At 53.8% G+C, this 22,921-nt stretch carries 22 protein-coding genes; 2 read left to right on the top strand and 20 right to left on the bottom strand.

Going from position 1 to position 22,921, the window contains the following annotated elements; all coding sequences use genetic code 11:
* Positions 1-49: 49 nt before the first annotated feature.
* From ftsH to HMPREF9453_RS10450, 7 genes are all read right to left on the bottom strand, one after another.
* Positions 50-1,924: an ATP-dependent zinc metalloprotease FtsH gene (ftsH, locus tag HMPREF9453_RS10490; RefSeq protein ID WP_008860540.1), complete on the bottom strand. Its 1,875-nt coding sequence runs from the start codon at positions 1,922-1,924 to the stop codon at positions 50-52.
* On the bottom strand, positions 1,921-2,481 hold the full coding sequence (locus tag HMPREF9453_RS10485; RefSeq protein WP_008860539.1) for a TetR/AcrR family transcriptional regulator: 561 nt from the start codon (positions 2,479-2,481) through the stop codon (positions 1,921-1,923). Before HMPREF9453_RS10485 ends, ftsH begins: the two co-directional genes overlap by 4 nt.
* 472 nt (positions 2,482-2,953) lie before the next feature.
* Positions 2,954-3,559 (bottom strand): TetR/AcrR family transcriptional regulator, encoded by a 606-nt coding sequence (locus HMPREF9453_RS11140; protein ID WP_008860538.1) that lies wholly within the window; start codon positions 3,557-3,559, stop codon positions 2,954-2,956.
* Between the two features lie 542 nt (positions 3,560-4,101).
* Complete coding sequence (rsmG, locus tag HMPREF9453_RS10475; protein ID WP_008860537.1) at positions 4,102-4,812, bottom strand: 16S rRNA (guanine(527)-N(7))-methyltransferase RsmG; 711 nt, start codon at positions 4,810-4,812, stop codon at positions 4,102-4,104.
* A 509-nt stretch (positions 4,813-5,321) separates the two neighbouring features.
* Entirely contained in the window at positions 5,322-7,193 is a 1,872-nt protein-coding gene (mnmG, locus tag HMPREF9453_RS10465) for a tRNA uridine-5-carboxymethylaminomethyl(34) synthesis enzyme MnmG (protein ID WP_008860536.1), read from the bottom strand.
* 526 nt (positions 7,194-7,719) lie between these two features.
* Positions 7,720-9,099 carry a tRNA uridine-5-carboxymethylaminomethyl(34) synthesis GTPase MnmE gene (gene mnmE / locus HMPREF9453_RS10460; RefSeq protein WP_008860535.1) on the bottom strand — a complete coding sequence of 460 codons (1,380 nt, stop codon included), beginning with the start codon at positions 9,097-9,099 and terminating at the stop codon, positions 7,720-7,722.
* 649 nt (positions 9,100-9,748) lie between these two features.
* Entirely contained in the window at positions 9,749-10,177 is a 429-nt protein-coding gene (locus HMPREF9453_RS10450) for a Dps family protein (protein ID WP_008860534.1), read from the bottom strand.
* A 157-nt stretch (positions 10,178-10,334) separates the two neighbouring features.
* Between HMPREF9453_RS10450 and HMPREF9453_RS10445 the strand changes: the two genes are divergently transcribed.
* Complete coding sequence (locus HMPREF9453_RS10445; RefSeq protein ID WP_008860533.1) at positions 10,335-11,213, top strand: helix-turn-helix transcriptional regulator; 879 nt, start codon at positions 10,335-10,337, stop codon at positions 11,211-11,213.
* A 222-nt stretch (positions 11,214-11,435) separates the two neighbouring features.
* On the opposite strand, the gene HMPREF9453_RS12000 is transcribed toward HMPREF9453_RS10445, so the two are convergent.
* From HMPREF9453_RS12000 to HMPREF9453_RS12435, 10 genes are all read right to left on the bottom strand, one after another.
* Complete coding sequence (locus HMPREF9453_RS12000; RefSeq protein ID WP_008860532.1) at positions 11,436-11,612, bottom strand: hypothetical protein; 177 nt, start codon at positions 11,610-11,612, stop codon at positions 11,436-11,438.
* 52 nt (positions 11,613-11,664) lie between these two features.
* A complete protein-coding gene (gene feoB, locus HMPREF9453_RS10440) occupies positions 11,665-13,812 on the bottom strand; it encodes a ferrous iron transport protein B (protein WP_008860531.1) in 2,148 nt (715 codons plus the stop codon).
* A 25-nt stretch (positions 13,813-13,837) separates the two neighbouring features.
* Positions 13,838-14,062, bottom strand: coding sequence for a FeoA family protein (locus HMPREF9453_RS10435; RefSeq protein WP_008860530.1), 225 nt, complete (start codon positions 14,060-14,062; stop codon positions 13,838-13,840).
* 14 nt (positions 14,063-14,076) lie between these two features.
* Complete coding sequence (locus tag HMPREF9453_RS10430; RefSeq protein ID WP_040380693.1) at positions 14,077-14,289, bottom strand: FeoA family protein; 213 nt, start codon at positions 14,287-14,289, stop codon at positions 14,077-14,079.
* 365 nt (positions 14,290-14,654) lie between these two features.
* Positions 14,655-15,071 carry a flavodoxin family protein gene (locus HMPREF9453_RS10425; protein WP_008860528.1) on the bottom strand — a complete coding sequence of 139 codons (417 nt, stop codon included), beginning with the start codon at positions 15,069-15,071 and terminating at the stop codon, positions 14,655-14,657.
* 11 nt (positions 15,072-15,082) lie between these two features.
* The gene (locus HMPREF9453_RS10420) at positions 15,083-15,562 is read right to left on the bottom strand and encodes a dihydrofolate reductase (RefSeq protein ID WP_008860527.1); all 480 of its coding nucleotides are present in this window, start codon (positions 15,560-15,562) and stop codon (positions 15,083-15,085) included.
* Positions 15,559-16,353, bottom strand: coding sequence for a thymidylate synthase (locus tag HMPREF9453_RS10415; protein ID WP_008860526.1), 795 nt, complete (start codon positions 16,351-16,353; stop codon positions 15,559-15,561). The genes HMPREF9453_RS10420 and HMPREF9453_RS10415 overlap by 4 nt, the downstream gene beginning before the upstream one ends.
* A gap of 103 nt (positions 16,354-16,456) precedes the next feature.
* Entirely contained in the window at positions 16,457-18,736 is a 2,280-nt protein-coding gene (gene recQ / locus HMPREF9453_RS10410; protein WP_008860525.1) for a DNA helicase RecQ, read from the bottom strand.
* Between the two features lie 891 nt (positions 18,737-19,627).
* Positions 19,628-20,467 carry an RNA-binding cell elongation regulator Jag/EloR gene (jag, locus tag HMPREF9453_RS10400; protein ID WP_008860524.1) on the bottom strand — a complete coding sequence of 280 codons (840 nt, stop codon included), beginning with the start codon at positions 20,465-20,467 and terminating at the stop codon, positions 19,628-19,630.
* A complete protein-coding gene (locus tag HMPREF9453_RS12435; RefSeq protein WP_008860523.1) occupies positions 20,464-21,459 on the bottom strand; it encodes a YidC/Oxa1 family membrane protein insertase in 996 nt (331 codons plus the stop codon). Before HMPREF9453_RS12435 ends, jag begins: the two co-directional genes overlap by 4 nt.
* A 104-nt stretch (positions 21,460-21,563) precedes the next feature.
* Here HMPREF9453_RS12435 and HMPREF9453_RS12330 point away from each other — a divergent pair, with 104 nt between their 5' ends.
* Positions 21,564-21,731 (top strand): hypothetical protein, encoded by a 168-nt coding sequence (locus tag HMPREF9453_RS12330; RefSeq protein WP_222859653.1) that lies wholly within the window; start codon positions 21,564-21,566, stop codon positions 21,729-21,731.
* Here the strand turns inward: HMPREF9453_RS12330 and yidD are convergent.
* From yidD to rpmH, 3 genes are read right to left on the bottom strand one after another with little or no spacing between them, the layout of a single operon-like run.
* A complete protein-coding gene (gene yidD, locus HMPREF9453_RS10390) occupies positions 21,713-21,907 on the bottom strand; it encodes a membrane protein insertion efficiency factor YidD (protein ID WP_353887503.1) in 195 nt (64 codons plus the stop codon). The genes HMPREF9453_RS12330 and yidD overlap by 19 nt on opposite strands.
* Before the next feature lie 16 nt (positions 21,908-21,923).
* The gene (gene rnpA, locus HMPREF9453_RS10385) at positions 21,924-22,301 is read right to left on the bottom strand and encodes a ribonuclease P protein component (RefSeq protein WP_008860521.1); all 378 of its coding nucleotides are present in this window, start codon (positions 22,299-22,301) and stop codon (positions 21,924-21,926) included.
* Positions 22,294-22,431, bottom strand: coding sequence for a 50S ribosomal protein L34 (gene rpmH / locus HMPREF9453_RS10380; RefSeq protein ID WP_008860520.1), 138 nt, complete (start codon positions 22,429-22,431; stop codon positions 22,294-22,296). Before rpmH ends, rnpA begins: the two co-directional genes overlap by 8 nt.
* Between the last annotated feature and the right edge of the window lie 490 nt (positions 22,432-22,921).

The raw sequence follows: 22,921 nt of genomic DNA, 5'->3' as shown, positions 1-22,921 counted from the left end.
ATGATTTCCATTTCCTGGCAGCCCCTTTTTCACGGGATATGACAGAATTTTATTTTTCCAGATTCAGGTCCATGGACGGAACCGGTGCGGCCGGTTTTTCTTCCGGCACCCCATGTTCCAGGATCTGCATGAACTGTTCTCCTGTAATGGTTTCTTTCTCATAGAGGTACTTGGCCAGGGCATCCAGCTTGGGCCGGTTTTCTTCCAGCAGTTTCACTGCCTTGGCGTGCTGGGTCTTGATGAGGTCCGATACGGCCCGGTCGATGCGGGCCGCCGTTTCCGGCGAGCAGGCCAAGGTGGTATCGCCGCCCAGGTACTGGTTGGTCACTGTTTCCATGGCCACCATGCCGAATTCATCACTCATGCCAAAGCGGGTAATCATGGCCCGGGCCAGCTTGGTGGCTTTTTCGATATCGTTGGAGGCGCCGGAGGAGGAGGTGTGGAAGACCACTTCTTCTGCGGCCCTGCCGCCGGTCAAAGTGGCAATCTGGTCCAGCAGTTCTTCCTTAGTCATGAGGTAATGGTTTCCTTTGTCCACCTGCATGGTGTAGCCCAGGGCGCCGCTGGTACGGGGGATAATGGTAATCTTCTGTACCGGGGCAGAATGGGACTGGAGAGCAGCCACCAGGGCATGGCCGATTTCATGATAGGAAACCACGCATTTTTCCTTATCCGACAGAATGGCATGTTTCTTCTCATAGCCTGCAATAACCACTTCGATGGAGGCCTCCATGTCTTCTTCCGTAGCATAGCTGCGGTGGTCGCGGACGGCCCGAAGGGCTGCTTCGTTCACGATATTGGCCAGTTCGGCGCCGGAAGCGCCGGAAGCCATACGGGCCACTTTGTTGTAGTCGATATTGGGGGCATGCTTGATTTTGCTGGCATGCACCTTGAGGATGGCTTCACGGCCCTGGAGGTCCGGCAGTCCTACCGGCACCTGCCGGTCGAAACGGCCCGGTCTGGTGAGGGCGGGATCCAGGGATTCAGGACGGTTGGTGGCTGCCAGAATGATGACGCCTGTATTGTCTTCGAATCCGTCCATTTCCGTGAGCAGCTGGTTCAAGGTCTGTTCTCTTTCGTCGTTTCCGCCGATAGCGGCGCCGCCGCGCTTCTTGCCGATGGCATCGATTTCATCGATGAACACGATGCAGGGTGCCTTTTCCTTGGCCTGCTTGAAGAGGTCTCTCACCTTGGCGGCGCCCATGCCTACGAACATTTCCACAAATTCAGAGCCGGAAATGGAAAAGAAGGGAACTTCTGATTCGCCGGCTACTGCTTTGGCCAGCATGGTTTTGCCGGTGCCTGGCGGTCCCACCAGCAGGATGCCCTTCGGCATTTTGGCACCGATTTCCTTATACCGGCTGGGGTTATGGAGGTAGGACACCACTTCCTTCAGGCTGTCCTTGGCTTCATCTTCCCCTGCCACATCGGAGAATTTGATGCCGTCCGTAGGCTTCACGAAGATTTTGGCATTCGATTTCCCCAGGCCGAACTGCATGGCTCCGGGGCCGCCCATGTTCTTCATGATTTTCTTGTTCATATAATGGCCGATGCCGAAGAAAATGAGGATCGGCAGAATCCAGGTCAGGGCCAGATCAAGGATCGGATTCATGGGGGTTGTGATTTTGCCGGTGAAATCGGCTCCCGATTGATGGAGCCTGTCCACCAGCTGGGGATCATTCATAGGCGCTGTTTTATAGGCCTGCTTATCCCCTTTCTTGGTGAAAAGAATCTGGTCCTGCTCTACCTGCACCTTATCGATTTCCTTGTTCTCCGTCATGGTGATGAAGCTGGAATAATCCACGCTCTTCACTTCATTGCTCTTGAACATGGGCATGATGAGGGAGTTAAAGAAGATGATCACCAGGAATATGATGACGTAGTAGGCCAGTATAGGCCGCTTGGACGGTTTGACTTCTTTCAATGTTCTTCCTCTCTTTCTGACTGATTTTCAATTCCCTTCAGGAAAAAGGCTTCCCAGTAGTCCGGCAGGCTGGCAGATGCCACCCGGCCATGACACTCTCCTTCAAAAAGGGACCACATGGCTCCTGCAAAAAGCTCCGTCATCACGGAAGCGGGAATATCTACCCGAAAGGCGCCGGATTTCTGTCCCCGGAGGAAGAAATCGGTCATCTGCCGGGTATAGGTGTCCTGGCACCAGCTGTCGATACTGCCGGTGGCATAGCCGTAGCAGAGGAGCATAAGAAACTCCTTGTTATCGCAGCAGCAGTGAATGATTTTCCGCAGATAGCTTTTCGTATCGCCCTTTTCCTCATTCACCAGTTCCATGAGGAAGGACACTTTTTCCCGTGCCTTTTCGCTGAGCAGACGGGACAAGTTTTCTCGAGAGCCGTAAACCCGGTAGAAGGTGGCTTTGCTGATACCTGCCGCTGCCGCCAGCTCGCCGGCGGTCCTGCGGGGATTCGTGCAGAAGGCAAGGGCCAGTTTTTTCAATTCTTCTTCCCTGCTTTCCAGATGCATGGCACACTCCTTTCCTGTAAAAACTTTACTATGTCTTTTGAGACTTTATTGTCTCTTATGATATGAATCATACCATTTTTATGGAAACTGGTCAATAGAAAAGGAGCTGTGAAGAAATGATGGACCCTCTATCAGATAGTAAGCAAAGAGAAGGAGCGGATGCAAGCTCCTGCAATCACATGCCATGAATGACACCGATCCCTTCCCTCCGTCATTTCGACCGCAGCCGATCAGCCGCCAATAGGAAAGCCTCTTATTGTGCAGGCTAGAGGCCAACTTCGGCTGACTTGGAGACTCTATGCAGAGTCTCCACAGAGTGGAGAAATCTCCCGGCTCAGAGTTTCCATAGAGCCCACGCCCTTCCCACCCATACCGGCACGAAGCCCCGCTCGAACGGGCGGGAATCTTACCATCAAAAAAAGTAATAGAAAAAGCTGTGAAGAAATGATGAACATTTTTTCACAGCCTCTTTTTATTTCCCTATCATGTAGGGCTTGAAAAGGTTTTTTATGTCGATTTCCATATATTTCACAGACTGCTCCGACAGATTCCAGGAACCATTCATCATGCACCAGATAGTTAAAGCACCGAAGACATGGCTCATCAGCAGTTTGGCCAGCGTATCCAGGGGAGCATCTTCCGTCAGTTCCCCCGGGCCCCGGCCCTGGCGCACGGCGCAGATTTTCACAATGGCATTGTAGATATCGTAAAGGCAGGCCTTGGCTTCCGAATCCTCTTCCTCCGACTCCATGGCCTCCCGAATCCACTGGCGCACCAGCCGCACGCCGGCCCAGTCCGCATCACGGCACAGGGCTGTCACATAGTGAAAGCACCGTTCATCCGCCGTCCCATCAAAATGGACGGACTCTTCCAGAATCGTCTGGCTGGACTGGAACGAAAGCTCTGCCACCACATCTTCTTTGCATTTGAAATAATGATAGAAAGTTCCTTTGGCTACGCCGCTGTCCCTTGTAATATCTTCCACGGAAACCCTGTCAAATCCTCTTTCCCCAATCAGCTTTCTTGCTGATGCCAGAAGTTTGGCCTTCGTTCTTTCCGCTTTTTTCGTTAATGCCATGCGAACCTCCCATGCCTGCTGGCTTATTCCTGTTTTTAACCGCCAGTCACTTTTTCATTTCTATAGTATACAAGAAATAGACAATGTTCGCAATATGAAATTGCGGCTCACGCCGCAGGGTCAAAAAAGGGAGCATGGCTTTGCCACAGGTTATGGCTGCCTGCGACAGCGGGCTGTGCATAAGGGCTGCGGAAGAAAATGTCCAGAATGCGAAGGGTGCAGCAGAAAAGGTTCACGTCCCCTCCGCAGGCGGAGGTTCTTAAGGTTCTAAGGCTGACGGCCCTTTGGGCTGGGGGCTGGGGGCTGCGGTGGCGGCTGGCGCCGCAATTTTACAGCTCCCTTTCGGTGATCTCCGCCACATAGAGTATCATGGGAGCTTGCAGCCTCGTACACCCCCTCGCCACTCCGCGGCCCTCTCCCCCTAAAGGGGGCGCAAGACGTTTACGTGTTTACCCTTCTTATGATAAATGAGCATAATGTCCAGCATACATAGTGTCTCCGCAGGCGGAGAGCGGAGAGCGGAGAGCAGGTTTCACCAGCCCCTATTCTCCCAATACCGGTTTTTTCTCTGCAATACCCACTTTCCGGGGATAGGTTTTCGGGCAGGGCGCTGTTTTCCGGATGTAAAGGATAGTGCGGCGGTCTCCTCCCGGCAGGGTAAGTTCTTTCTTTTCTTCCAGTGTGCCGTGAAGCTCCCGAAGGATCCGGCCTGCCGTCTTCATTTCCTCATCGGCGCCGGGGCCTTTCATGGCGGCAAAGACGCCGCCCACGGCTACGAAGGGAAGGGACCATTCCGCTATAATGGGCATGGCCTTCACCGCTCTGGCGGTGACCACGTCGAAGGCTTCCCTGGTCTTTCTTCTCCGTCCTCCTTCTTCTGCCCGGATATGGAGGCATTTCACGTTTTTGATTCCCAGATCGGCACAGGCGTCTTCAATGAAGGTCAGTTTTTTCTGGATGGAATCCACCAGAAGGAACTGCATATCAGGCCGCAGGATGGCCAGCGGCACGCCGGGGAATCCGGCACCGGTGCCAAGGTCAAGGACCCGTCCCTTTGCAGGAAAATATTTGGGATCGTATACGGTAAGGGAATCATAGACATTCTTGATGAGGCTTTCGTCCACATCCTTAATGCCTGTGAGATTCACTTTTTTGCTCATGGCAATGACCATGGCATTGTACTCAGTCAGCTTTCTTGCGGCCTCCTCATTGGCCGGAAGGCCCAGGGCCTCCATCATTTCGCAGGCTGTCATCTTTTTTCTTTTCTCCTTCCAAAAAGAAATATGTGATGAAATGGTCCTTCTTCTCTTCATTTCCCTGTGAGAAGAAGGATGGATATATAAAAAGGGTTCTTAAGATGGACCGGCCTGTCGGCCGGAGGGTTCTTAAGTTTGACGGCCCTTTGGGCCGAGGGTTGTGGTATCGCTCCTTCGGAGCGATGAGCATATATGCCGCCTTTGGCGGCATTAAAATGGCGCCTTTGGCGCCCACCTCGCCAGCGGTACGGTCAGCCGACTAAAAGGAAGGCCCTTTTATGGGCAGGCTAAGGGCCAACTTTGGCTGACTTGGAGGTCCTATGCAGGACCTCCACAATACTATATAACTCCCTGGACCGGAGGCCCTCAAACAGTCCGGGAGGCAAAGCCGGTCCCGGACAGAACCCTTGGACCAGCGCGTTAGCGCATGGTCCATCAACCCTCGCGGCGAAGCCGCGTCAACCTTCGGGAATACAGTTTCCCGCCGCCGGTGACACTGTCTCCCCCTATTTCGCCGCTTTCATTCTCTTCACGTACACCATGAGTACCGACATGTCCGCCGGAGATACGCCGGAGATGCGGGAGGCCTGTCCCAGGGAGAGGGGACGGATCTTGTCCAGTTTCTGCCTGGCTTCGATGGAAATGCCGTCCAGATGGAGGTAGTCCATGTCTTTGGGCATTTTTTCGTTTTCCATGCGGGCCGCTTTCTTCACGGCTGCTTCCTGACGGGCAATGTAGCCTTCATATTTCACAGTGATTTCCATTTCCTCCACCGCTTCAGGGTCGAAGGAAGGGCAGCCCAGGACGTCCACCATTTTCTGGTAGGTCATTTCCGGACGCTTCAGAATCTTATCGGCTCCCATGCCGGTGGTGAGGGGCGCAGAGCCTATGCTTTCCAGGGCGGCGTTCACGTCCGCCTTGGGGGTGAAGCGCTTGGTACGGATGTAGTGCATGGCTTCTTCAAATTTTCTCTTCCTGTCCAGGAACCGGCGGTACCGTTCTTCTGTAACCAGACCGATGTCATAGCCTTTCTGGGTAAGGCGCAGGTCCGCATTGTCCTGGCGGAGGATGAGCCGGTATTCGCTGCGGCTGGTCATCATGCGGTAGGGTTCGTTGGTGCCCTTGGTCACCAGGTCGTCGATTAAGGCGCCGGTATAGGCTTCGTGGCGGCCCAGGATGAAGGGTTCCTTCCCTTTGATTTTAAGGGCCGCATTGATGCCGGCCATGAGGCCCTGGGCAGCGGCTTCTTCGTAGCCGGAGGTGCCGTTTGACTGGCCCGCGGAGTAGAGGCCCGGCAGTTTCTTCACTTCCAGGGTGGGATAGAGCTGCAGGGGATCCAGCAGGTCGTATTCAATGGCATAGGCCGGGCGCATGACCTTCACATCTTCCAGTCCCGGAATGGTGCGGAGGAAGGCGTACTGCACGTCAATGGGCATGGACGTGGACATGCCCTGGACATACATTTCATTGGTATCAAGGCCTTCCGGTTCGATGAAGAGCTGATGCCGCTTCTTGTCGGGGAAACGGACCACCTTGTCTTCGATGGAGGGGCAGTAGCGGGCACCGACGCCGTGGATGAGGCCGGCATACTTGGGGGCTCTCATGAGGTTTTCCCGGATAATGGCATGGGTGGTCTCATTGGTGTAGGTGAGCCAGCAGTTCCGCTGGTTCCGGTCTGCCCGTTCGTCCATGAAGGAGAAGGCATGGTTCTTGGGATCTCCCTGTTCCAGCTGCATATGGTCCAGATGGAGGCTCCGGATGTCCACGCGGCTGGGGGTGCCGGTTTTGAAACGGAGAATGTCCAGGCCGTGTTTCTTCAGATTTTCTGAAAGGCCTACGGAGGGACGCATGCCGTTGGGGCCGCCGGAATACATGGTGTCGCCGATAATGATTTCACTGTCCAGGTAGGTGCCGGTGCAGAGAATGACTGCTTTGGCCCGATATTCTTCGTGAAGCTCCGTGGTAATGCCTACGCATTTCCCATCTTCCACAATGATATCCATGACCTGCACCTGTTTCAGGTCCAGGTTGTCCGTATTTTCCACCACCTGCTTCATGTAGCGGTGGTAAGCATTCTTGTCGGACTGGGCGCGGAGGGCATAGACCGCCGGTCCCTTTCCCAGATTCAGCATGCGCATCTGGATGGCAGTCTTATCTGCGGCAATGCCCATTTCACCGCCCAGGGCATCGATTTCCTTCACCAGATGGCTCTTGCCCGGTCCCCCGATGGCCGGATTGCAGGGCATCATAGCCACGTTTTCCAGGGAAATGGTGGTAAGGAGGGTCTTGCAGCCAAGGCGGGCAGCGGCCAGGGCCGCCTCGCAGCCTGCATGGCCGGCTCCTACCACGATAACATCATACGTATCAATAAGATACATGGTTTCCTTCTTTCTTCAATGAAAGAAGCAGCAGAACGCTGCTTCTCTTTATAATAAGCCGATACTTTATTATATAAAATCTAGAGATAGTTTAAAAGGGGGAAATACTATGGGGCCGCGGGGCGGCCCGGGTTCAGAAGGTTCAGAGGGTTCAGAGGGTTCAGAGGAGGTGGTATCGCCCTGTCGGGCGATGCCTTTGCTTCGCAAAGGCCTATCCTCACCGCTCCGCGGATCTCCTTCCAAAGGAAGGAGGCTGCATTACGTGCTTACCTTCCCTCCGTCACAGTCATTCTGAGCGTAAGCGAAGAATCTTTGTACATGCCGATAGTGTCTCATCTACCGATAAATACAAGTCGGCGGGAATTGGCCGCCTATCACGGTCACCCCTATTCAGGGGGCAGAATAGGCCTCTCTGCGCTTTCCTGCGGCGAACAGCCGACAGCCGATAGCCAATAGCGGACAGCAGACAACTTTCCCACTTTCCCACTAGCTCACCAGCCCACTAGTACACTAGCCCACCAGCCCGCTATTTCCCCACGCAGAACCGTTCGAAAATCTTGTTAATCAGTTCGTTATCCACCGTTTCTCCCGTGATTTCACCCATGCGGTTCCAGGCTTCCACCAGGTCCACGGTAATGCAGTCGGCCGGCATGCCATCTTTGAGTGACTGCTGGGCGCGGCGGACAGCTTCCAGCGCTTTTTTCACCAGGTCCACATGGCGGAGGTTGGTGAGAAAGAGCCGTCTTCCGGCATCTCTGTCCTGGGTTTCGGTGAGGCGGCGGAGGGCTTCTTCCAGTTCTTCCATGCCGCTTCCGTAGCGGGCGGAGAGAGACACTACCGGTGCATCTCCTGCCAGAGCTTTGATTTCTTCTTCATCCACTTCCTGGGGCAGGTCGTATTTATTAAGGATGACCATGGATTTTCTGCCCTTCAGGGAAGAGAGGAGCTCCTTGTCTTCCTTTTCCAGGGCATGGGAGCCGTCGATGACGGCCAGTACCAGATCTGCCTGTTCCATGGATTTTTTTGCCCTTTCAATGCCGATTTTTTCTACTTTATTATCGGTTTCCCGAAGGCCGGCGGTATCCATGAGCACCAGGGGGACGCCGCCGATTTTGATGGATTCTTCGATGGTGTCTCTGGTGGTGCCGGGGATATCGGTGACAATGGCCCGGTCTTCCTGGAGAAGGGCATTGAGGAGGCTGGATTTGCCTGCGTTGGGGCGGCCCACAATGGCGGTGCGAAGGCCGTCTTTGATGATTCTTCCTTCTTCCGACCGTTTCAGCAGGGAGGAAAGGCTCTTTTCGATACCGTCCAGTCCTTCCCCAATCTGTTCATTGGTCAAATCTTCCAGGTCTTCTTCGGGATAGTCGATGGTTACTTCCAGCTTGGTAATGAGGTCTGTCAGCTCGTCCCGGCTCATTTTCACAAAGCGGGACAGAGCACCGGAAAGGTGGCTTTCCGCCTGGGACAGGGCGGCGGAGCCCCGGGCTTCGATGATGTCCATCACCGCTTCTGCCTGGGTCAGGTCCAGCCGGCCGTTGAGGAAGGCCCTTTTGGTAAATTCGCCGCGGCTGGCAGGGAGGGCGCCGTTTTCCAAAGCCAGCTCCAATGTCTCCCGAAGAGCTTCGGTGGAGCCGTGAATCTGGATTTCCACCACGTCTTCGCCGGTGTAGGAATGGGGTGCCTTCATGTACACCGCCAGCCCTTCATCTACCCTCTGGTCCTTCCTGACTACATGGCCGAAGTAGAGCCGGTAAGGCTCGGCCTCATGAAAGGATGCGATTTTTTTCGTATGAAACAGGGCATCCGCCACATCGGCAGCCTGACTGCCGCTGATGCGGACAATGCCTATGCCCCCTTCACCGGGGGCGGTGGCTATGGCTGCAATGGTTGTTTCTTCGTACATATAAAACTCCTTAAGGAAAATAGATTGAAATTTATATATTTATTGTAACAGAGTGGGGCAACATTTTCACGAAGGAAATGGAACCATGCCAAAAGGGCTGTGGGAAATGATGGACACCGAACCCCCTCCGCCCCACCGTCATTTCAACGAAAGCAGAGCAGCAAAATCTCACGCCTCAAATGACAGAAACGCCGACCCGCCGCTTCGTCATTTCGACCGCAGCACAGCGGAGCAGCAAAATCTCACTCTCCCATGGTATGCAGCATAGCGACCGGAGATCTCTCGACTCAGCGTTTCAATAGCCCCCGAGGTCTTTATCCCCATACCGCCATGTCCCTCCGCTCGAGATGACGGTGGCGGCAGGCAGCATACGGTCATTTCAAAGGGGCAAATGACAGAAACGCCAACTCGCCACTTCGTCATTTCGACCGTAGCGGAGCGGAGTGGAGAAATCTCACGCCTCAGATAGCAGAAACGCCGCCTTGCCCTGTCGTCATTTCGACGAAAGCGCAGCAGAGCAGCAAAATCTCACTCCCCCATGGTACACGCACATGGCGGCAGGCGGCCCGTCATCACAGGGCCATAATAAAAGGGCTGTGGGAAATGATTTCCATTTCCCACAGCCCCTTCTGCCAGTCAGCGGATATTCTTATTTCAGTACCTGACGCAGCATCCAGATTTCCTTGTAGAAGCTTTCGATGTAGTCGTCCATGAGAGCGCTGGTGAGGTAGTCGCCGCTTTCGTCAGCTGCCTTCTTCACAGCCAGCACGTCGTCACGAAGGAGTTCGAAGTCCTTCAGGGTGGAAGCGAAGGCTTCTGCCGAGGTGACTTCCCCGTTTTCTGCTTCTTTCACAGAAGTGAGGGCCAGGAATCCTTTCATGGTGGATTCCGGTTTCAGGGACAGCTTCAGCATATCCTCTGCCACGCCGTCTACCATGCCGGCAATCATGTCATAGTAGCTTTCCAGCTTCGGATGATCGTCGAAGAAATGGTAGCCCTTCAGGTACCAGTGATAGCTCTGCAGTTTGTGGTATTCCACCACCAGGTCAGCCAGTAATTTGTTCAGTAATTTTTCCATGATAGTTCCTCCTTATAATAAGATGAATTTTGAATACTTTTCTTTGGAAATCATATCTATTTATCTCAATTTCTGATACAATTATATCGTCAGAAATGAAATAAAAATAGCAAAATTATCTTTATTTTTATAAGGATTTTACAAATCGAGGTGTATTATGAAATCTTACTCCCTTATCCCCGGCACCCCTTCCGTCATAGGCACTGAAACGAAGACCCTCTATGCCGAACGGGAGGGAAAGGGCCGGAAAGGCACCCTCCTCACCCACTGGCATGAGGAAGCAGAGTGTCTCACCCTTCTTTCAGGGGCCCTGGAATTTCAAATCAATGAGGCCGTCATCACCCTTCATGCCGGAGACACGCTCCTTCTCTTCCCCAATGTGATCCACCGGAACGGCAGGGAAGCGGAAGGGACCACCCTGATCCGGGTGCTAGTGAACCAGGAGGTAATGACGGCGGACCAGGAAATCCGAAGCCGTCTCATTCATCCCTTTTTAGACAGCCGCCGGTCCGATTTTCTGTACATTCCTGCCTCTCAAAAAGGGGCCGGCGAGATATCCTCCCTCATGGAGGATATCGAAAAGGCAGGCCAGCGCAGGGATCCGCTGGGCCGCCTGCAGGTCATTGCCTTCCTCCACCTTCTCCTCTACCGTCTCTGCACCCTGTTCCCAGTAGAGGAAAAGGCCATCCCTCTTCCCTCTCCTTCCGACCGGGCCGTGCTGAAGGACATGGCCGACTTTATCCGCCGCCATTACGGAGAAAAAATCACCCTGGATGAAATCGCCGCCGCTGGAAAAGTATCCCGCAGTAAATGTTCCTCCATATTCAAGACCTACATGGGTTCCTCGCCCATGGATTATGTCAATGAGTACCGCCTTTCTGTAAGCCGCACCCTTCTGGAATACCAGGATACGCCCATTGCGGACATTGCCTATGCCTGCGGCTTTTCCAGCCAGAGCTACTTTGCCAAACTGTTCAGCCGCAGCTTCCACATGACGCCCAGGGACTTCCGCGCCGCCTGCCGAAAGGCGGGATGAGGCAGGTTCTGCTATCCTAAAAGGGTTCATAGGGGAAGGTTCTTAAGATTGACCGGCCCTATGGGCCGGAGGGTTCTTAAGTTTGACGCGCCTTTGGCGCGAGGGTGGTGGTGGCGGTTTGCATCTACCCCTTGCGGTGGCAGGGGTGGCTGCGGTTTCCTGTTTTTACCACATAAAAAGGGCTGCGATGAAATGATTTTCATTTCTTCACAGCCCTTTTATTTATTCTTTTTTCAGCCCGCCATGAAGTTTCATCTTCCTGGCACGGCAGGCAGGACATTCCCCGTCCCCACCGCCGCAGCAGCTGCCGCCGCCCAGGGTGACTCGGTAAATATGACGGCAGGCCAGAACGAAGCCGATGGCAATGACAGCCAGTACTGCGTAAGTGCCAATACTCATGGATATCCTTCCTTTCTTCGGGAATAGGGATTCCCGCAGCATTTTTATGATTTTACGCCTTGGCGCCGGCGCCTTCTACCCCTTCATCTTTGACCTTTGGTGCCGGGCGAAGGATGAAGTAGAGGCCCACAAGGCAGAGGGCGATGGCCAGAATCTGGGCAAAGCCGAAGGCAAATCCATAGAAAAGCCAGCCGCCCAGGTTGTAGGCAATGAAGGCCAGGGAGTAGCCCAGGATGACCTGGAAGCCGATGGCCAGGGCTGCCCATTTCCTGTCGCCCATTTCCCTGGCAATGGTGGCCATGGCCACGATGCAGGGCGGGTCGAAGAGGTTCAGAATCATGTAGGAGAAGGCGGCAATGGGTGTAAACATACCGGCAATGCCGGCCATCACAGCTTCATCTTCTGCATCCTTGGCTACACCGTTCAGCACAGCCAGGGTACCGATGGCGTCTTCCTTTGCCATTTCTGCAGAGATGACGGCCACAGCGCCTTTCCAATCGCCCAGGCCCAGGGGAGCGAAGATCCAGGAAATCAGATGGCCAAAGCCTGCCAGCATGGAGTCTTCAATATCATCTACCATATCCATGGTGATGTTGAAAGAGGAGAAGAACCAGATAATCACGCATACAGCGAAAATGATGGTGCCTGCTTTAATGATGAAGCCCCGGGCTCTTTCCCACATATGAATCAGTACGCCCTTCATGGACGGAATGTGGTAAGCCGGCAGTTCCATGACGAAGGGAGCCGGGTCGCCGGCAAAGATGGATGTTTTCTTCAATGCAATGCCTGCCAGCACGATGACGGCAATGCCCAGGAAGTACATGGACGGTGCCATGAGCACGGAGTCCGGGAAGAAGGTGGAGGTAATCATGGCAATGATGACGGCCTTGGCGGAGCAGGGGATGAAGGTGCAGAGCATGATGGTCATGCGGCGGTCCCGCTGGTCCTCAATGGTCCTTGTAGCCATGACTGCCGGCACGCCGCAGCCGCTGCCCACCAGGATAGGAATGAAGGATTTACCGGAAAGTCCGAATTTCCTGAAAATCCTGTCCATAATGAAGGCTCCCCGGGCCATGTATCCGGAATCTTCCAAAAGGGAGAGGAAGAAGAAAATGCTTAAAATCTGGGGCACGAAGCCAAGCACCGTGCCTACGCCGCCGATGATGCCATCTACCAGAAGGCTTTCCAGCCAGTCCGGCGCTTCAATGGCTTCCAGCAGGTCCGATGCGGTGTCGGTAACGATGCCGCCGAAGAAATCATCATTCACCCAGTCTGTCACCGGTCCGCCGATGAGGGAGCAGGAAATGAAATAGACTGCCGTCATAATGAGGAAGAAAATCGGCAGGGCCAGGATACGGTTTGTCACCACCCGGTCGATCTTATCGGAAACGGTCATGGTGTGGGCCGCGGTTTTCCTCTTCAGTACGCCGTCAATAATTTTGGCAATATAGGCATACCGCTGGTTGATGATAATGGATTCGGAATCGTCATCCAGTTCATCTTCGCAGTCCTTGATATGGCCTTCCAGATGGCTCATGGTTTTGGGGTCCAGCTGCAGGGCGCCAGTGGCATCTTCGTCCCGTTCAAATACCTTGATGGCATACCAGCGCAGGAATCGGTCCTCCACCTTCGGCGCAATGGTTTCTTCGATATGAGCGATGGCATGCTCCACGCTGCCGGTGAATACGGAAGGCAGATGAACCGTCCTCTTCGCTTTCGCCGCGGCCATCGCCTTTTCTGCCGCTTCCATGCAGCCCTTTCCCTGGAGGGCGGAAATTTCTACCACTTCACAGCCCAGTTCTTCCGCCATCTTTTTCACATCAATGGCATCCCCGTTCTTTTTCACCAGGTCCATCATGTTCACTGCCATCACCACAGGCAGTCCGATTTCAATGAGCTGGGTGGAAAGATAGAGGTTTCTTTCCAGGTTCGTGCCATCGATGATGTTCAGAATGGCATCAGGCTGTTCATTGACCAGGTAGTTCCTGGCCACCTTTTCTTCCATGGTGTAGGGAGAAAGGGAATAAATACCGGGCAGGTCCTGGATAATCACATCTTTGTGTCCCTTCAGGATGCCATCCTTCTTTTCTACTGTAACGCCGGGCCAGTTTCCCACATACTGGGAACTGCCGGTGAGTTCATTAAATAAGGTCGTTTTACCGCAGTTCGGGTTGCCCGCCAGGGCAATTCTGATAGCCATACCAGCTTCTCCTCTCATTTTTTGATTATGGTTCTACTTCTACAGCTTCCGCTTCATTTTTACGAATGGAAAGTTCATAGCCTCTGACCGTAAGCTCCACCGGATCTCCCAGCGGCGCCACCTTGCGTACATACACTTCCGTACCCTTGGTGATGCCCATATCCATAATGCGGCGGCGGAGAGGTCCTTCGCCGTGAATCCGCTTCACCAGGGCTTTGGCGCCTACCGGTACATCTCTTAATGTTTTCATCTGTTATCCCTCTTTCAGTAAAATATCTTCTGTGCCATGGATCGATCCAGAGCCACTCGGCTGCCTTTCACCTGGACAATCAGGTTTCCCGCCATATGACTCACAATCAGAACCGGTGAATCTACTACGAACCCCAGTTCCGCCAGATGCTGACGCACATCATCCCGCCCGCCTATGCGGCGGATGGTGACGGTTTCCCCTTCTTTGGCAAAAACAAGAGGCATCATACCCTTCACCCCATTTCTTTCAGGAAAGCAGGCGCCCTGATACAGGCCGCACCGCTTTCCGCTATTTGATAATTCTTTTCGTTATCGCAGACATATAATAAGCTGCCCATAACCTATTAGTCAATATGCCAAAATATTTTTACATGGTATACCGTATTTATATCTTTTAAGTTACTTTTGATAATTAGGGAATTATTAATTGTAGAATTTACTAAAATTTAAATACTCTATATTTAATTTAATAAATTCGATATGCTGAATGTATAGTTAAGATATGCCAGCAAAATTTCCTCCCTGCCTGCCACGTAATCTTGGAATTTCTCCAATAAAAAAAGCGCCCCTCCGGGGAGCGCGCTTTCCTTTTCTTATTTCCTTATGATTTTCTTGGCGAAGATTTCCGCATCCAGAAGGTCCTTCCGGTCCGGATGGCCTCTATGGAAGAAGAGGAACTGTCCGTGACAGTGGAAGGTCCTGGTGTCCATGGGAATCCCCTTCTTTTCCAGGAGCTTTCTCACCTCTTCATCGCTCTTTCCACCGCCCATCATGGCAGTGCTGAAGAAAACGGCCTTGCCCACCTTGTCCGGCGAAAGGCTTTCGATGAAATCCTTCACATGGCTGTCAATATGGCCTTTGTAAATGCCGCTGCCGATGAACAGGAGGTCCACCCTCCTGTTCAGGGGCTTATCTGTGGTTTCCGCCCTTTCTCCCGCTTCCCGGGCAATGGCTCTGGCTGCCTTTTCCGTGGAACCGCCGCGGCTGTAATAACGAACTGCAATCCTCATAGTATCCCTTCTTACTTTTTGATTCTTTTATAGGTGCAGAAATCATGGGGAATGTCCCCCGATGCTGCTTCTTTTTCCACAAGCTCCCAATCTTTCCCGTCAAACTCAGGGAAGAAGGCATCGCCCTCATAGGATTTCCGGATTTCCGTAATATAGAGGGTATCGGCATAGGGAAGCATTTCCCTGTACATATGCTCGCCGCCGATGACGAAATTTTCATCCTCCGGCAGGGCGGAGAGGAGCTCCTCCACGCTGTGGAAAAGGCGCACACCCTCCGGCGCTTCATAGTCCCTGCTGCCTGTGAGTACATAGTGCACCCGTCCCGGCAGCACTTTGGGCAGGCTTTCAAAGGTCTTCCGGCCCATGATGATGGCATGACCCATGGTGAGGGATTTGAACCGCTTCAAATCATCGGAGAGATGCCAGATCAGGCGGTTGTCCTTCCCGATGACTCCGTTTTCCGCCCGGGCCACAATGATGGAAAGGCTCATACCGATACCTCCATGGCGATTTTGTCATGATGTTTATAATTTTCCAGCACAATGTCTTCGGGCTGGAAATCATAGAAATCGTGAATTTCCGGATTCAGCACCAGCTTCGGCGCTTCATAGGCCTCAGGCAGGCGCTTCAGCTGCATCTGCAGAGCCTCCGCATGGTTTTCATAAATATGGGCGTTATTGATGACATGGGTGAAAAGGCCGGGCTTAAGGCCGCTCACCTGGGCAATCATACAGATTAGGGCTGCATACTGGGCCATGTTGAAAGGTACTCCCAGGCCCATATCGCCGCTCCGCTGCACCAGCATGCAGTTCAGCTTCCCTTCATCGGACACATCCCACATGGTGAGGAAGGCGCAGGGATAGAGAGCCATATCCGGCAGATCACCGGCGTTCCAGAGATCCACCACCATGCGGCGGCTCTGGGGGTCCTCCTTCAGTGTCTTCAGCAGGGTGTCCACCTGGTGATACTTGGCCAGCTGGTAGCCGTAGGCCTTGCCGATGGTGCCGTCTTCCCTCATCCATTCGTCCCAGATATGGCAGTTCCATTTCTGGAGAAGCCGCACATCGTTGGACTGCTTCTGCCATATCCAGAGGATTTCCTTCACCGCCGTCTTAAAAGCCACGAATTTAGTGGTAAGGATAGGAAATTCCTTTTCCAGGTCAAACTGCATGATCTGGTGGGGCAGCTTGTAGGCCGGCATACCGGTGCGGTTCTGTCCCAGCTTTCCCTTTTCCAGGATATTCTTTACAATTCCCAGGTATTCTTTATCTGCAAGGCTCATAGGTCCTCCTTTGTGATGGTTATATAGAAAGTTTCACTTTCCTGTTTCTAGTTGTATTTGCATTTTCTAAGGCTGACAGCGCCCACCGGAATGATGCGCCCTCTCAGCAGCTTCTTATCTTTTTATAAGTTTCCAGGGCTTTCCTGAATTCCGCCGCATCCCTTTCGGAAAGGGATGAAAGCACGGAGCTGTCGCCGGAAGCGAGGCGGTGAAGGCTTTCGTCGGAGAAGAAGGCATCCCCCTTCCTCCCGCCTGCCAGCCGGTCCCTTACCTTTTTCAGGAAGAGGAAACAGGCACTCTGCCTGATATCCGCTGGCACCGGCTGAGCCGTCGGCACGTTGTTTCCCAGCAGACGAAGGAAGGGCATGCCGTAGGCCGCTGCCTTTTTAGAGCCGATGCCCCGGATGCGCTTTAATTCCTCCAAAGTCCCGGGCCGCTGGAGCACCATGGAAGAAAGGATTTCATCGGAGAAAATAGACTTGGGCGCCTTGTGCACCTCGCCGGCCATACGGCGACGCAGATTTTTCAGTTCCTCCAGAAGGGCGCTGTCCTCATGACTGTCCGTTTCCTCTTCCTTTTCTTCCTCCTCATTCTGATCCAGCAGCACTTCCAGAAACCGGGCGCCGTACTTTTCCAGCTTGAAGGCGCCCACGCCATGCACCTTTCCCATGTCTTCCAGGTTCTTTGGCTTCACCGCTGCCATATCTTCCAGAGTGGCATCGGAAAATACCACAAAAGGCGGTACCTGTTCCTCCCTGGCAATAAGGGTGCGCAGCTTTCTGAGTTTTTCGAAAAGGCCGCCCCGCCGGACCGGATTCCGATCGATCTTCTTTTCCACCGCCGCGTCGGCCATGACGCTTTCAGCGCCGAAGGCAAGGCCGTATACCTTTTCCCTGCCTGCAAGCACCTGCCGGGCTTTGTCGGTGAGCTTCAGCACCGCATAGGGCTCCCCTTCCCGCCGGAGATAGCCGTCGGCGATGAAATTGTTCAATGCGCTCTTGATATGGGACGCCTTTTCAAAGGACAGCTTCCCGTAGGTCGGCGTATCCTCCAGTTTCCTCTCCACAATCGCACGGGAATGGCTGCCATGGAGTACGTCGGCAATGAGGGAGGCGCCGAACCTTTCATGAAGGGATCGGATGGTTTTGAAAACGAGCACCGCCATGTCGGTGATATCCACCCTGCCTTTCCCGCTTTCGCAGTTGCCGCAGTGGCCGCAGGGCTCCGTCACCTTTTCGCCGAAATAGGCAAGGATGAAATTCCGAAGGCAGGAGGTGGTCTGGCAGTAGTCCACCATGGCGTTCAGCCGGTGATAGTCCATTTTTCGCTGGTCCTCATCCTGATTTCCCTGTTCGATGAGGTATCGCTGGATGCCGGCATCCTGTCCGCTGTAAAGGAGGATGCACTCGGACTTAGCCCCGTCTCTGCCGGCCCTGCCGGCTTCCTGATAGTAGGCTTCCAGACTTTTGGGCATCTGGTAATGAATCACATAGCGCACATTGCTCTTGTCGATGCCCATGCCGAAGGCATTGGTAGCCACCATGACCGTCACATTATCAAAGGAAAAATCTTCCTGGGCCTGGCGGCGGTCTTCATCTTCCATGCCTGCATGGTAGCGGCCTGCATTGATGCCCCGCCGGCGGAGCAGGTCATACACCGTATCCACCGCTTTCCTGGTGGCGCAGTAAATAATGCCGCTTTCTTTCTTGTGACTCTTCACATAGCGAAGGATGAAATCCTCCTTCGCTGCCCCCTGGATAACCCGGAAAGACAAGTTCGGCCTGTCCAGTCCCGTGCGGAACACCCGGGCCTTCTCCAGTCCCAGGCTCTCCTTCATGTCCGCCTCCACCAGCGGCGTGGCCGTGGCGGTAAAGGCGGTGACCACCGGACGGCGGGGAAGGGAATCGATGAAATCTTTGATTTTCCGATAAGAGGGGCGGAAATCGTGGCCCCACTGGGACACGCAGTGTGCCTCGTCAATGACGATCATGGAAAGAGGTACCTGGGCCAGGCACTGGGTGAAATAGGAAGGCTCCAGCTTTTCCGGCGCCATGTAGAGGAGCTTGATCTTCCCCCGGTACAGATTCCGGAGGCGCTCGATGGACTCTTCATAGGGAATGGTGCTGTTCACAAAGGATGCCGGAATCCCCTGTTCCGTCAGCGTCTCCACCTGGTCCTTCATAAGGGAAATCAGGGGCGAAATGATGATGGTGCCGTGGGGAAAAAGGAGGGCAGGAATCTGGAAGCAGATGGATTTTCCGGCTCCCGTAGGCATGATGGCCATCACATCTTCTCCTTTGACAATGGCATCAATCACTTCCCGCTGCCGGGGTCGGAAAGCGTCATAGCCGAAGTACCGCTTCAACACATCAGAAGGTCCCATGTTTTCCTCCTCTCCTTTGGTTTATGTATCATTATAATTATAACATATGCGGCGCGCAGAAAGTGGCGGCACTCTTCCGGGGCTCGGCGCTTACCTGTATTCCCGAAGGTTGACGCGGCTTCGCCGCGAGGGTTGATGGCGCCGCCGGGCCTCTGGCCCTGGGCGCCAAGGGTTCTGTCCGGGACCGGCTAACGCCTCCCGGACGGGTTGAGGGCTCCGCCCTCGGGAGGTATATAGTATCGCTCTGTGCGTATTCCGCATGGAATACGCAAGTCGGGCGAAGTTGGCCTCTAGCCTGCCCAACAGGAGGCCTTCCTTTTAATCGCCCGACCGATTGGGAAGGTGGGCGCCCTATGGGGCGCCATTTTTTATGCCGCCTTTGGCGGCGAAAACCGGACAACCGGGCTTCGCCCGAGGAAAACAGGCCAACCTCGCTGCGCTCGAGTTGAGGCAGCCGCCGGGCCTGACGGCCCTGGGCTGGCAAGGGTTCTATCCGGGACCGGCTGACGCTTCCCGGATGGGTTCAGGGCCTTCGGCCCAGGGAGTTAAATAGTACCACTGCGTTGGCGAGGTACGGCGCCTTACGGCGCCATTTTGTAAGCCGCTTCGCGGCAGTTTTCCGCCGTCAGGCGGTATATCATGGCGCCCGACAGGGCGCCCACATCGCCAGCGCAGCGATGCTTTATAACTCCCGAGGGCGCAAGCCCTCAACCCGCCTGTAAGGCGAAGCCGATCACAGGCAGAACCCTGCCAGCCCAGGGCGTCAGCCCGGCGGCTGGCTCAACCCTCGCCCGCGAAAGCGGGCGTCAACCTTCGGGAATACATCCCCCTGCCGTAAGTGACGCATCAAAAAACTCCCCCAAAAAGGGGAGTTTTTTGATGCCGCCAGAATCAGTCGTTTCTCTTGATGACTACATAGCGATGCGGTGCTTCGCCTTCACTTTCCGTGGTGACGGCGCCGTCATCCTGCAGTGCCAGATGGATAATGCGGCGTTCGCCGGCTGCCATGGGTTCCAGCTTCACCGGTTCGCCGGTGCGCTTTACCTTGGCTGCCAGTCTTCTTGCCAGGGCTTCCAGGGTATCCTTGCGGCGTTCCCTGTAGTTTTCCACGTCAAGAAGGACGAAGTAGTGATGGTGGAAGGCTTTGCCTGCTGCCAGGTTGGTGAGGTACTGGAGCGCATCCAGGGTCTGGCCGTGCTTTCCGATGAGGATGCCCAGGCCTTCGCCGTGGAGGTTCAGAAGAATCCGTTCTTCGTTCATCAGGCATTCCATGGTCACATCCAGGTGCATGCCCTTAAAGACGGAAGCCAGGAATTTCTTGGCTTCTTCTGCCGTTTTTTCCTGTTCTTCCTGTTTGAAGACGAAGTCTTCTCTGCCTTTCTTCTCCGTTTCCTCTGCCTTGGGAGCAGGAGCTTCTTTCGGTGCTTCTGCTTCTTCGGCCGTTTTCTCTTCCGCCGGTGTTTCTTCTGCAGAAGGTGCTTTCGTCTCTGTTTCTTCCTTCGGTGCTTCGGCAGGAGCTGCTTCTTCCTGTTTCGGTTCTTCTGCCGGCACTTCTTCGTCAGGAGCGGAAATGTCCACGACGGCCATCTTCTTATGAATCAGGCCGAAAAGTCCGCTGGAGGGCTGTTCCACTACATGAACCACAGCTTCCTCCCGGCTGATGCCAAGCTGCTTTAAGCCTTCGGCTACGGCTGCTTCAATGGTTTTTGCGGTGATTCTCACTGTTTTCATTTTTTGTCTTCAGCCTCCCCGGAATCTTTGGACTCTTTTGTATCGGAAGGTTCTGTTTTCACAGTTTCTTCCCTGGAAGGAGTATCTGCAGCACTGGATTTCTTTTCTTCTTTCACTGAATCAGCAGAAGGAGCATCCTTTTCTGCAGAGGCTTCTTTGTTTTCTTCTTTGTGCGCTTCTGGGCCATCGTCTTTCTTTCTGACCACTTTCCTGATGACTCTCTTGCGAATCACTTTTTTCTTCTTCGTTTCCTTCAGGTTTTCCTGCTGCACATCGCCATGAACGGTGACAACGCCTTTTTTGGGCTTGCTGCCTTTGAAGCGCTCCGCCATTTCTTCACGGAACATAATGGTCTGCTGTACCAGCTGGTACAGGTTCACCACGATCCAGTAAATGACGAGGCCGCTTGGGAAATTCAGGGACATCCAGCCAATCATAAGAGGCATGACGAGAAGCATGGTCTTCTGGTTTCCCGGTGCGTCTTTCGGCGTGGTCTGCCAGGAAATGACGAAGGTGGATGCGGCGGAAAGGATAGGCAGGATGTAGGTGCTGTCCGGTACGGCCAGACTTTCCAGCCAGAGGAAACTTTCATGGGCCGGGTCGTAGGGGAATCCCTGGAGGGCATAGTAAATGGAAACCAGGAATGGCATCTGGATCAGAAGAGGAAGGCATCCGGACATGGGGTTGGCGCCGTGTTCTTTATAGAGCTTTCCCATTTCTTCCCGAAGTTTCTTCGGGTCGTTTTTGTATTTCTTCTGTACCTGCTGCATCAGAGGCTGGATTTCCTGCATGGCCTTCATGGATTTGATCTGCTTAACGGCCAGGGGAAGGAGAGCGGTCTTAATGATAATGGTCAAAACGATGATGGCAATCCCGTAGCTGGGGAATCCCAGATCATCGGTCAGTTTATAGGCATATTCCAGGCAGACACGCATGATATCGGCCAGAAATCCTACCAGACTGCTCAGAAGCGGAATCTGAAAATCACTCATTATAACTCCTTGTACGGTCTTCATTTCAACCGTGTAACGGCAGGTCTCTGCATTTCAAAACCTGCTCTGTATGTGGGTATGAGCGGGAATCCGCTCTCATTGTTATGGGCATGGAAAAGGATGCCGGAAATTGGGGACGCCCGGTGATGCCCTGCGTCCGTGGTACAATGGGTCCTCTGCGAAAGATGTCCGCAGGAAAATCCCTGTTCATTTCTTCTGCCGTGCTGTTTGTGGTACAAAAAAAGCAGCCACATCACGGCAAAGGATCATAACCGCCTTTGCAAAAAGGATTGCAGCGGATAATCCGTTTGACTGCGAGCCAGCTGCCTTTCAGGGCACCGTATTTTTCTATCGCCTGCAGCGCATATTCACTGCAGGTAGGTGTAAACCGGCAGCAGGGAGGTTTCAACGGAGAAATGAAAATTCTGTAAAAGCGTATGAGCGCCATGAGTACAGTTTTCATATCAATGCTCCAGAATCCCGGCTTTTCGCCATAATGCCAGTATCGCTTTTTCCGCTTCCCCATAGCTTGCGCCGGTAAGGAAGGGACTGGCCAGCAGGATGGCTTCATAGTGGGAAGCAAGCTCATGCCTGTGGAGGCGGTAAACCTCCTTCATCAGCCGTTTAGCCCGGTTCCGGGCAAAGGCATGGCCGATTTTCTTCGTAGCCACAAAGCCGATGCGGACATCGCTTCTCCTGGATTTCACCAGATAGAGAAGCCCCGCCCGGTTGCTGAAACGCTTACCCTGGCGATAAATTCTTCGGTAATCCCTATTCTGTCGTATACGGGAAGAGCGGGGAAGACTGAAATCCGCCTTTCCCTTCTCATCTAGATTAGGCACTTAATACCTTTCTGCCCTTTGCTCTTCTTCTTTTCAGAACAATACGGCCTGCTTTTGTCTTCATACGAGCGCGGAAACCGTGAGTCTGTTTTCTCCAGTGGTTGTTCGGCTGGAATGTCATTTTTGCCATGAGTAACACCTCCTTACATGCTGGCAGTGCCATTTTTCGCACACCATAACAGAATAATTATATACAAGTCGGTGGTACCTGTCAATGAAATTTCCTTGACAAATTATGTGGCACTGTTGAGGCACTACGGTGCTTACCTGTATTCCCGAAGGTTGACACGCCTGCGGCGTGAGGGTTGATGGCGCTATCGGGCCTGCGGCCCTCAGCGCCAAGGGTTCTGCCTGTGATCGGCTTCGCCTGACAGGCGGGTTGAGGGCTCCCGCCCTCGGGAGTTATAAAGCATCGCTGCGCTGGCGATGTGGGCGCCCTGTCGGGCGCCATGATATACCGCCTGACGGCGGAAAACTGCCGCAAAGCGGCTTACAAAATGGCGCCGTAAGGCGCCGTACCTCGCCAACGCAGCGGTATTATATAACTCCCTGGGCCGAAGGCCCTCAACCCATCCGGGAGGCGTCAGCCGGTCCCGGATAGAACCCTTGGGGCCCAGGGC

Origin of the sequence: Dialister succinatiphilus YIT 11850 (genome assembly GCF_000242435.1) — a bacterium.
GTDB classification, from domain to species: Bacteria; Bacillota; Negativicutes; order Veillonellales; family Dialisteraceae; genus Dialister; species Dialister succinatiphilus.
The sequence above is the reverse complement of the archived record's forward strand: the minus strand, read 5'-3'. Positions and strand labels throughout refer to the sequence as shown.